The following is an 8,171-nucleotide window of genomic DNA, read 5'->3' on the forward strand; positions in this document are numbered from 1 at the left end:
ACTACTAAATTCCACCTACGCAACCTTCGTACGTCACCTTGGTTCTCGGCCGGTTGTTAAACCCCTACGCCGTGTCCCGGGCGCGGTCCCGGGAACCGGCGTCGATCACCGCCTGCTGGTGAAAGCGCGCCAGGCGGTCGGCGTGAAGGCCAGGCGCGGCGCGGTGTTCTTGGAGTCCCGCACGCCGACGACCTCCGGGGCGAACGCCACCTCCACGCAGTTGGTATTGGCCCCTTGGCTGTAGCTGCTCTTACGCCACTGCCTCGCCTCCACGCTGTTCCTCCCGCAGTCGGTCGTAGCGATCCGCCCACTCGGCGAACACCGACCGCGATTGTTCCTCACTCAACGCCACCCGGTCGAGGTCATTGCACGCTTGCTCGAACAGGGTGGTGGTTTCGGGCTCGTCCGAGAGCACCGCCAGCGGCCCGGTCTCGACGTACGACACGGGCGAGTGATCGGCGAAGGTCATGAAGGTGAACGCGGCAGTCAGCGTCCGGGGCAGTTGGTCCGCGAAGGTCACCAGCCGGACGCCGCCGCGGAACAGCAGTTGCAGCAACTGCTCGTACATCACCTGCGGACCGCCCACCACGTGGTGCAGCACGGATTCGAGGACGAAGAAGTGCCCCGCGGGTGGTCGAGGCCGCTCGAAGATCCGTTGACGGGCCATCCGCTCGGCCACGCGGTGCTCACCATCGGTCGGGGCGATCAGGGCGGCGGCGTAGTCGGCGGTCTGGAGCAGACCCGGGATGGCGGTGATCTCGTACGACCAGATGACCTCGGCGGTCTGCTCGTGCAGGAGGAGCGCGCGCAGGCTGTCGGGCACCGCGATCTCGTGCGGCCGGACGAGGTGGCCCGTGTTCCGCTCCTCGGCCAGGTCCATGATGTGCTCGTAGGTCGCCTGGTCCGACCGGAGGTGGCCGACGTAGCGGGCGATGTCGAGCGGGCTCGTGCCGCGCAGTCCGCGCTCCACCTTCGATATCCGGGCTTGGGACCAACCCAGCTCCTCGGCCAGGTCCCCGAACTTGACGGTCGACCGGCGGCGGGCTTGGCGGAGGGCATCGCCCAGCTCGCGGCTGAGCGCATTCGACGCGCGTGACTCCATGCGGGCACGCTAGGGCGTCTGACCAGCCGGTTCCAGCCTGAACGCGGGGTTTCAGCCCAAGAGGTCAGCGCGGTACCGGCGGGCCACGATTGACCCGATCGGGGGTCGTCGCCGGCGCTGGAGCACCCGGAATTGTCGGACCTCGTTGCTACGTTCGCCGCATGATCCTCCCCACTGAGACCGAAGAGGCCCGTTTCTGGGCGATGTTGGAAGACGCGTGGACCGGCCTCGGCCCCGGTCCGAACGAGGTGCGGCGCGCGTTGGCCAAGCGCGACGTGTCCGAGGACGCCTTCGAGGAGGCCGCCGAGCTGGAGGAGCACCTGCCGTCGGTGCTGCGGGCGCTCGCGGCGGCGTCGGCGGACCTCTCCGCCGAGGAGCTGACCGCGCTGGACCGGGTGGCCGAGCGCAAGCTGCACGAGATCGACCGGGCCGACGTCCAGGAGGTCACCGACGGCTCGGACGACGGTTTCCTCTACGCGCGCGGGTTCATCCTCGCGCTGGGCCGGGAGTTCTACGAGGCCGTGGTCCGCGACCCGGGGGTGGCGGTGGTGGACGCCGAGTGCGAGGAGTTCTGCTACTTCTTCGCCCACTTGCACGACCGCCGGTTCGGGGGTTTCCCGGAGACGGGGTCGGGGATCTCCCGGGAATCGGGGTCGAACCCGGCGGGGTGGGCGGTGTAGCGGGTACCGTCGAACGCGTGATCGACTTCGAGAAGCAGTCCGTCTTCAAGCTGGCCCCGTGCCGGCCGGAGGACATCGCGTCGCAGGTGTCGCCGATCCTGATCCAGGGCGAGCAGATCGTGTCGAGCTTCAAGACGGTGCGGGACTTCGTGGTGTTCACCAACAAGCGGGTGATCGCGGTGAACGTCCAGGGCATGACCGGCCGGAAGAAGGACTTCACGTCGCTGCCCTACAGCCGGGTGCAGGCGTTCTCCATCGAGACCGCCGGCACCTTCGACATGGACGCCGAGCTGGACCTGTGGTTCAGCGGCCTGGGGCAGGTGCGGCTGGAGTTCAAGGGGCACGCCGACGTGCGGCTGCTGGGGCAGATGATCGCGACGTTCGTGCTCTGACCGCCGGGACCGCGCACGGGCCACCGCACGAACGCCGGGACCGCCCGCGACCCCTGCACACCCGACCGCACGCGGCCCACGACCGCGCGCCCACGACGCGCATCCGCGCCGGCCGGCGAAGCCGACCTGCCGCCCAGCACCACCGAACCCGGCCGACTCCCGCCGGACGCCGCCCGCGACGGCGCACCGACGCGGGCGCGGGCCGGGATGCGGCGCAGCGCGCGGGCGGTGCCGGAGGTCGGACGGTGCCGGAAGCCGGACGGTGCCGGAAGTCAGGCGATATCGGAGGTCAGGCGGCTGCGCGGTCGGACGGCCCGCACCCGCGCCAACCACCCGCCCACGGCCCGCACCCCGTGCCGACCACAGGCGGCCCGCGCGTCCCGGCAGGCCCCGGTCCCGGCCGCCCGAACCCGTCCCTCGGGCGGCACCGAACGCGGTCGAACCCCGCCCGTCACTCCGGCGAAAGGGAGTTCCAGGCCGCCTCGAAGGTTTCCCGGGTGATCGGCTTGATGGGGTCGTCGTGCGGGTCGAGCGGCTCGTCGGTGAGACCGCCGTAGACGTCCTCCATCCGCCGCCACGAGTAGCGGTGCACCCCGCCGGCCGAGGGCAGCTCGACCTGCCGGATCGCGATCAGCTCGCCCTCGTACTCCACGGCCTCGTAGAGCGCCCGCGCGCCCTCGTCCACCCAGCCCTCGACGTCGACGAACTCGAAGTACAGGCGCGGCCGGTTCGACTGCTCCAGCGCGCGGTACCAGGCGACGACGTCGTCCATCCGGCTCGAGATCCCGATCATCGGACCGAACGGGTCGTGCCGTCCCACTCGGCCAGCGCGCCGGGCAGGACCTCGGCCAGTTGCACCGGGTACACCGTCGCGTCGGTGGACGCCAGCTCCTCCAGCGACCACCACCGGTGCCGGCGGATGGTCCGCCGCTCGACCTCGTTGAACCGTGAAGTGTCCACGTCGATCCCGTCCACCTTTCCGACGAAGAACCACTCGACCGCCGCGTAGCTCAAGCCGTCGAGGGCGAACGCGGCGTGCCGCTTCCACACCGGCCCGATCAGCTCGTCGCCGGACACCCGCGCGCCGGTCTCCTCGTACACCTCCCGCACGGCCGCCGCCCGGAGGTCCTCCCCCGGTTCGACGCCGCCGCCGACCGTGAACCAGAACAGCTCGTCCGGCCGGCTCGGGAGGAAGCCCTCGAACAGCAGCACCCGGTCCTCGGCGTCCAGCAGCACGACCCGCGCCGCCACGCGCGGCGTGAGGGCCGGCGCCTCGGTGTCGCCGCCGGGTTCGGCGATCTCGAAGTACGACGGCGTGGGCGCGGTGCCCGCGAGCCGCAGCCACCGCACGGACCGCCGCCGGCGCAGCGCCAGCGTGTCCCGCACGGCGTCGTTGTGCACCCGCCGGGCCAGCACGACCCGCTGCTCGGCGTCGGACAGCTCGGCCGCCAGCGCGGGCTCCAGCACGGACCGGTCGAGCCCTTCGAGCAACGCCGACAGCCGGTTCTCCGCCGCCTCCCGCTCCGACCGCGCGGCCTGCTCGGCCCGGTCCGCCGCCGCCCTCAGCTCGGGCTTGTCGCACACCGCCGCCACCGCCCTGGTCACCACCGCCCGCCGCGCCAGGGCCGCGTCCAGCGCCGCCCAGGCGGCGTCCGTGCGCACGTGCAGCCGGTCCAGCCGGTTGGCCGTGCCGAGCGTCCACGGACCGACCAGCACGGCCACCGCCAGCAGCACCAGGAACGTCGTCGCGACGCCGGAACTGGTCACGCCTCACCCACCCGACGGGGATCTGCCGCCATGGCGCTCTCATACACCCGCAGGACCTGGTTCGCGACCACCGACCAGTCGAACATCATGACGCGGTGCCGCGCCGCGTCGACGTAGTCGGCCCGCCGCGCCGGGTCGGTCAGCACCTCGCGCAACGCGGCGGCCAGCGCGGACGGGTCGCCGACCGGGGTCAGCACGCCCGCCTTGCCGTCGTCGAGCACCCGCCGGAACGCGTCGAGGTCGCTGGCCACCACCGCCGCGCCCGCCGACATCGCCTCGGTGAGGATGATCCCGAAGCTCTCGCCGCCGGTGTTGGGCGCGCAGTAGACGTCCACGCTGCGCAGGGCCCGCGCCTTGGTCTCGTCGTCCACCATGCCGAGGAACACCACCCGCGACGCCAGCTCCGGCCCGGCCTGCTCGCGCAGCTCGTCCTCGTCGCCGCGCCCGACCACGAGCAGCCGCACGTCCGGCAGGTCCAGCTCGCGGAACGCGTCGAGCAGCACCGGCATGCCCTTGCGCGGCTCGGTGTACCGGCCGACGAACCCGACCGTGCCGCCGGGGCGCGGGTAGCCGGGCAGCGGGGTGGCGTCGGCGAAGAACCCGACGTCCACGCCGTTGGGGATCTCCACCGCGTCGCCGCCCAGGTGCTCCACCTGCACGCGGCGGGCCAGCGCGGACACCGCGATCCGGGCGGTGACCTTCTCCAGGAACGGCTGGAGCACGGCCTGGAACGCCGACAGCATCTTCGACCGGGGCGTGGAGGTGTGGAACGTGGCCACGATCGGGCCGTCGGCCACCATCAGCGCCAGCATCGACAGCGACGGCGCGGTGGGCTCGTGCAGGTGCAGCACGTCGAAGTCGTGCTCGGCGATCCAGCGCCGGACGCGGGCGAACGACACCGGCCCGAACGACAGGCGCGCCACCGAGCCGTTGTACGGGATGCCGACCGCGCGGCCGGCCGGGGTGACGAACTCCGGCACCGGCGTGTCGTCGTCGGCGGGCGCGAGCACCTCCACCTCGTGCCCGAGGCGGCGCAGGGCGCGGGCCAGGTCGACCACGTGCGCCTGCACCCCTCCGGGCACCTCGAAGGAGTACGGGCAGACGATGCCGACCTTCACGCGTGCTCCCCGCGGCGCGCCAGCACCCGCCGCAGCGCCTTCTGCCTGCTCTCGGGCAGGTCGGCCAGCCACAGCCGCTGCATCATGTGCCAGTCGGTGGGGTGGGCGGCGATGTCGGCGGCGAACACGTCGGCGACCTGCTGGGTCGCCGCGGCCACGCCCGCCGTGCCCGCCACCCGGATCGGGGGGTGCATCCGGATGCCCCAGCCGTCCTCGGTGAACCACAGGCCGGCCGGGATGAGCGCCGCGCCGGTGGTCGCGGCCAGGTGCGCGGGACCGGCGGGCATCAGGGTGCGCTCGCCGAAGAACGTGACGGGCACGCCGCCCGCGGTGAGGTCGCGGTCGGCGAGCAGGCAGACGACCTGGTTGGCGCGCAGCCGCTCGGCGAGCACGACCGCCGGGTTGCGGTCGCCGCCGGTCAGCGGCACCACCTCGAAGCCGAGGCCCTCCCGGAACGCGATGAACCGCCGGTACACCGACTCGGGCTTGAGCCGCTCGGCGACGGTGGTGAACGTGCCGCAGTGGCGGACCAGCCAGACGCCCGCCATGTCCCAGTTGCCGCAGTGCGGCAGCGCGACCACCGCGCCGCGGCCCTCGGCCAGCGCGGCGTCGAGGTTCTCCGCGCCGCTCAGCGTGCGGTCCAGCTCGGCGTAGACCTGGTCGAGGTCCATCGAGGGCAGCCGGAACGCCTCGCGCCAGTACCGCGCGTACGAGCGCACCGCCAGCCGGACCAGCTCGTCCAGCTCCGCCTCGCCCGCCCGGGGCACGACCCGGCGCAGGTTGGCCCGCAGCCGGCTCACCCCGCCACCGCCGCGGCGCGCGGCCCGGTCCGCGCCCAGGTCGAACAGCGCCTCCGCGGCCCGCTCCGGCAGCAGCCGCACCAGCCGCCACCCGGCCGCGTAGCCGAGGTCGACCAGGCGCTCCCTGACCGCCCGCCCGGTCACGACCCCTGCTCCTTCGCCGACCGGCTCACGGCCAGCACCCGCTGCGCCACCGTGATGGTGACCAGCGCGGCGAGCAGGTACAACGCCACCGGCAGGACGTAGGGCACGCCGAGCCCGTGCAGGCCCACGCCGACCAGCGCGACGATGAACCGCTCGGCCCGCTCGGCCAGGCCGCCGTCGGCGGACAGCCCGGACGCCTCCGCCCGCGCCTTCACGTACGAGGTGACCTGCGCGCCGACCAGCGAGACCAGGGTGGCCGCGGCCAGCCCGTGCTCGCCCTCGCCGAACGCCCACCACGCGACGGCGGCGAACAGCGCGCCGTCGGCGATCCGGTCGCAGGTCGCGTCCAGCACGGCGCCGAATTTCGTGCCGCCGCCCTGGGCGCGTGCCATCGCGCCGTCGATCAGGTCGAACAGCACGAAAGCGGTCACCAGGGCCGCGCCCGTGAACAGCTGCCCGCGCGGGATGAACCACAGCGCGGCGGCGACGGAGCCGACGGTGCCCAGCACCGTGACGGCGTTCGGGGTGAGGCCGCGGCGCAGCAGCCACGCCCCGACCGGATCGGTGACGCGCGAGACCGACGCGCGGGCGAAGATGTTCAGCATGGGGCGGCGGGGCACCTACCGACGGGGACGACGTGTCCCGCGCAGCCTAACCACCCAGCTCAGCCGAGCTTGCGGTGGTCCCTGGAGATCTGCTCCAGCAGGTCTTCCAGCGCGTCGCCGCGCACCGCGAGCCGTTCGAGCCGGCTGAACAGGGACAGGTACTCGCGCACATCGTGCGGGTCGGTGATGGTCGCGTTGCCGGTCAGCACGCTGAGCGTCACCACCCGCTCGTCGTAGACCTGGAACCCGTGCAGGGCGACCATGTTGGCGTCCGCGGTCCACGGCACGACCCCGAGCTGGACGTTCGGTCTTCGCATGATCTGCACGAGGTGGTCGATCTGCTCGCACATGAGGTCGGCGGACCCCATGCGCCAGCGCAGCGCGCTCTCCGCGAGCAGGAAGACGAACCGCTTGCCCAGGTCGTCCATGCGGGCACGGCGGCTGCGCAGGGTGGCGATCGCGCTGTCCTGCTCGTGCGGGGGCATCGTGTTGTGCACGACGCGCAAGTAGTTCTCGCTCTGCAGCAGCGCGGGCACGCCCGCGTTCTGGAAGAAGCGGCTGGTGGTGGCACGGGCCTCGATACGGGCCACGGTCTGCTGGTGGCGGTGGGCCCCCCGGTGCAGCACCACCCGGCGGGTCTCCGCCTCGGCGTGCAACTGGCGGGCCAACTCGACCAGCTCGACCCTGGTCTCCCTGGTCGCGGACAGCTCGGCGACCAGGCGCTCCACGTCGGTCACGGACGGGAGGAGCATGCCGTTCTCGATCTTCGACAGCTTGGACTGGCTCATCCCGGTAGCGCGCGCCGTGGCCGTTCCGGTCATCTTGGCCTCGGTGCGCAGCCTTCGTAACTCGCGCGAGAGCCGTTCTCGGGCCAGCCGCGAACGCTCAGGTGCGGTCATGCAACGCACCGTATCGACGCCTCACCCCTCTTGACGATCGGCCAGGAAGGTGTCTGAGGGTCGGCCGACCGTCGCTGCGAGGTGATCTCCGGCACGCTCGCGCCACCTGCACGTGCACCCGATCGTGCAGGTACCTCTGTGCTAGGGCGGTTGCGCCGGTCAGGGGTTCCGGGGCGGCCCGTCCGCCCGACCGTGACGCGTCCTCAGAAGGTCACCCGCAGCAGGACCAGGTCGTTGTCCACCAGCCTGATCTCGACCCCGGTGATGTCGGACCGCGCCAGCTCCGTCGTCGCGGTCGGCCGGGTGGTGGACCCGGGACCGGCCGTCCACGTCGCGACGCGCTCCGACCGGCCGTCGGCGGAGAGCACGTGCAGGGCGTAGGCGAAGGTGGGCGTAGGGGGTCCGTCCGGCACGGCGTAGGAGCACAGCACGTCGATCCGGGTGCCCCACGGCTCGTCCACCAGCCGCACGCTGGCCGTCACCGGGCTGGGCAGGGCCTGCTGCATCGGCACGTCGGGCGCAGGCGTCGGCGCGGGGTCGGCGGTGGGGGTCGCGGCGGGGGGGGGGGGGGGCCGCCCGCGCGCCCCCCCCCCCCCCCCCCCCCCCCACCCCCCCCCCCCCCCCCCCCCCCCCCCCCCCCCCCCCCCCCCCCCCCCCCCACGCA

11 protein-coding genes are annotated in these 8,171 nt (G+C 73.1%); 2 read left to right on the forward strand and 9 right to left on the reverse strand.

What is annotated here, in order from left to right; all coding sequences use genetic code 11:
- Nucleotides 1-105 precede the first annotated feature (105 nt).
- A complete protein-coding gene (locus ACFXGA_RS07345) occupies nucleotides 106-273 on the reverse strand; it encodes a DUF397 domain-containing protein (protein WP_378085134.1) in 168 nt (55 codons plus the stop codon).
- Complete coding sequence (locus ACFXGA_RS07350) at nucleotides 251-1,102, reverse strand: helix-turn-helix domain-containing protein (RefSeq protein ID WP_378085136.1); 852 nt, start codon at nucleotides 1,100-1,102, stop codon at nucleotides 251-253. Before ACFXGA_RS07350 ends, ACFXGA_RS07345 begins: the two co-directional genes overlap by 23 nt.
- 161 nt (nucleotides 1,103-1,263) lie before the next feature.
- On the opposite strand from ACFXGA_RS07350, the gene ACFXGA_RS07355 reads away from it, so the two are divergent.
- Complete coding sequence (locus ACFXGA_RS07355; RefSeq protein WP_378085138.1) at nucleotides 1,264-1,782, forward strand: DUF4240 domain-containing protein; 519 nt, start codon at nucleotides 1,264-1,266, stop codon at nucleotides 1,780-1,782.
- Nucleotides 1,783-1,799: 17 nt separating this feature from the next.
- Entirely contained in the window at nucleotides 1,800-2,174 is a 375-nt protein-coding gene (locus tag ACFXGA_RS07360) for a PH domain-containing protein (RefSeq protein ID WP_378085141.1), read from the forward strand.
- 451 nt (nucleotides 2,175-2,625) lie between these two features.
- On the opposite strand, the gene ACFXGA_RS07365 is transcribed toward ACFXGA_RS07360, so the two are convergent.
- The 7 genes from ACFXGA_RS07365 to ACFXGA_RS07395 form a co-directional block, all read right to left on the reverse strand.
- Nucleotides 2,626-2,967: a hypothetical protein gene (locus ACFXGA_RS07365; RefSeq protein ID WP_378085143.1), complete on the reverse strand. Its 342-nt coding sequence runs from the start codon at nucleotides 2,965-2,967 to the stop codon at nucleotides 2,626-2,628.
- The gene (locus ACFXGA_RS07370) at nucleotides 2,964-3,941 is read right to left on the reverse strand and encodes an NUDIX hydrolase (protein WP_378085145.1); all 978 of its coding nucleotides are present in this window, start codon (nucleotides 3,939-3,941) and stop codon (nucleotides 2,964-2,966) included. The genes ACFXGA_RS07365 and ACFXGA_RS07370 overlap by 4 nt, the downstream gene beginning before the upstream one ends.
- Nucleotides 3,938-5,059: a glycosyltransferase family 4 protein gene (locus tag ACFXGA_RS07375; RefSeq protein WP_378085147.1), complete on the reverse strand. Its 1,122-nt coding sequence runs from the start codon at nucleotides 5,057-5,059 to the stop codon at nucleotides 3,938-3,940. Before ACFXGA_RS07375 ends, ACFXGA_RS07370 begins: the two co-directional genes overlap by 4 nt.
- Nucleotides 5,056-6,003: a phosphatidylinositol mannoside acyltransferase gene (locus ACFXGA_RS07380; RefSeq protein ID WP_378085149.1), complete on the reverse strand. Its 948-nt coding sequence runs from the start codon at nucleotides 6,001-6,003 to the stop codon at nucleotides 5,056-5,058. Before ACFXGA_RS07380 ends, ACFXGA_RS07375 begins: the two co-directional genes overlap by 4 nt.
- A complete protein-coding gene (gene pgsA / locus ACFXGA_RS07385; protein ID WP_378085151.1) occupies nucleotides 6,000-6,608 on the reverse strand; it encodes a phosphatidylinositol phosphate synthase in 609 nt (202 codons plus the stop codon). The genes ACFXGA_RS07380 and pgsA overlap by 4 nt, the downstream gene beginning before the upstream one ends.
- Before the next feature lie 59 nt (nucleotides 6,609-6,667).
- Nucleotides 6,668-7,507: a helix-turn-helix domain-containing protein gene (locus ACFXGA_RS07390; protein WP_378085153.1), complete on the reverse strand. Its 840-nt coding sequence runs from the start codon at nucleotides 7,505-7,507 to the stop codon at nucleotides 6,668-6,670.
- 203 nt (nucleotides 7,508-7,710) lie between these two features.
- On the reverse strand, nucleotides 7,711-8,013 hold the full coding sequence (locus tag ACFXGA_RS07395) for a hypothetical protein (protein WP_378085155.1): 303 nt from the start codon (nucleotides 8,011-8,013) through the stop codon (nucleotides 7,711-7,713).
- Nucleotides 8,014-8,171: the final 158 nt, after the last annotated feature.

The organism is Actinosynnema sp. NPDC059335 (genome assembly GCF_042752395.1).
Lineage (GTDB): Bacteria > Actinomycetota > Actinomycetes > Mycobacteriales > Pseudonocardiaceae > Actinosynnema.

Coding starts and splice junctions, on each gene's coding strand:
- pgsA (WP_378085151.1), bottom strand. CDS start 6,608: ATGCTGAACATCTTCGCCCGCGCGTCGGTCTCGCGCGTCACCGATCCG.
- ACFXGA_RS07395 (WP_378085155.1), bottom strand. CDS start 8,013: ATGCAGCAGGCCCTGCCCAGCCCGGTGACGGCCAGCGTGCGGCTGGTG.
- ACFXGA_RS07365 (WP_378085143.1), bottom strand. CDS start 2,967: ATGATCGGGATCTCGAGCCGGATGGACGACGTCGTCGCCTGGTACCGC.
- ACFXGA_RS07355 (WP_378085138.1), top strand. CDS start 1,264: ATGATCCTCCCCACTGAGACCGAAGAGGCCCGTTTCTGGGCGATGTTG.
- ACFXGA_RS07390 (WP_378085153.1), bottom strand. CDS start 7,507: ATGACCGCACCTGAGCGTTCGCGGCTGGCCCGAGAACGGCTCTCGCGC.
- ACFXGA_RS07350 (WP_378085136.1), bottom strand. CDS start 1,102: ATGGAGTCACGCGCGTCGAATGCGCTCAGCCGCGAGCTGGGCGATGCC.